Here is an 871-nt window from a genome sequence, read left to right as displayed (position 1 = left end):
TGGAGACTGCCGCCTTATTCAATCCGCATCATAATCAAGAGTTGGCGATTGGTTTTAAAGAAGCCTTTAATCAGCCCGTCTATGCCTTACGCATTGGTGGCAACGACTTGTTTGCCGCGCTGCGTTTGCGCCGTCCAAAGGACAATGTCGTCTATGATACTCCGATTGGTACGCTCGCTTATCAACTGCTTGGCTGCTTTGTACCGCATGGTTTTTATCTTAGCGCGCCCGTGTTTGAGTATTTAGATCAACCAACGCTGTTTATGCAAGAGCTGACTCGTGATGTCAGCTTGGGCTTAGTCGGTAAAACCGTCATTCATCCAAGCCAAATTGCTTTGGTACAGCAAGCTTATTGCGTGCCGCTTAGCATGTTAGATGAGGCACAAGCGATACTCCATAGTGAAGCAAAAGCGGTATTTAAATATAACAATACGATGTTAGAGCCTGCGACACATCGCGCTTGGGCGCATGAAGTGGTGAATCGTGCCGAAGTGTTTGGCACAATTAATGATGGCAATAGTGACTACAAACCCCGTTTATAAGATTGATGATTTATACGGTACATTAACCTAAAAAAACCGCTACCCCGTTAGGGCAGCGGTTTTTTTAGGTTAGACTTTATATACTACACGCAGCACTCTAAAAACTTACTTATCACAGTATTTACTTGCTCAGGCTCTTCTACAGTCGCTGTATGACCGGCGCGCTTAATGACTGCAAACTTAGAGCTTTTAATGGCAAAGTGCATGCGCTCAGACTTTGAATAAGGGGTTGCAGCATCTTCATCACCGACTACGATCAGTGTTGGCGTAGTGATACTTCCCAGCTGCTCATAGGTTCCGTTACGTTCGATGACGCCCATTGTGGCCTT

2 protein-coding genes are annotated in these 871 nt (G+C 45.7%); one reads left to right on the top strand and one right to left on the bottom strand.

Annotation, left to right across the window (positions count from 1 at the left end):
- Nucleotides 1–542, top strand: a 542-nt coding sequence (locus ACS8FD_RS18370; protein ID WP_439276906.1) for an HpcH/HpaI aldolase/citrate lyase family protein, incomplete at its 5' end; no start/stop codon positions are given.
- Nucleotides 543–625: 83 nt separating this feature from the next.
- Here ACS8FD_RS18370 and ACS8FD_RS18365 read toward each other — a convergent pair.
- Nucleotides 626–871: alpha/beta fold hydrolase (locus tag ACS8FD_RS18365; RefSeq protein WP_439276905.1), on the bottom strand; the 246-nt coding region annotated here is incomplete at its 5' end.

The organism is Psychrobacter sp. 1U2 (assembly GCF_051847575.1).
This window is presented reverse-complemented; position numbering and strand designations above follow the sequence as displayed.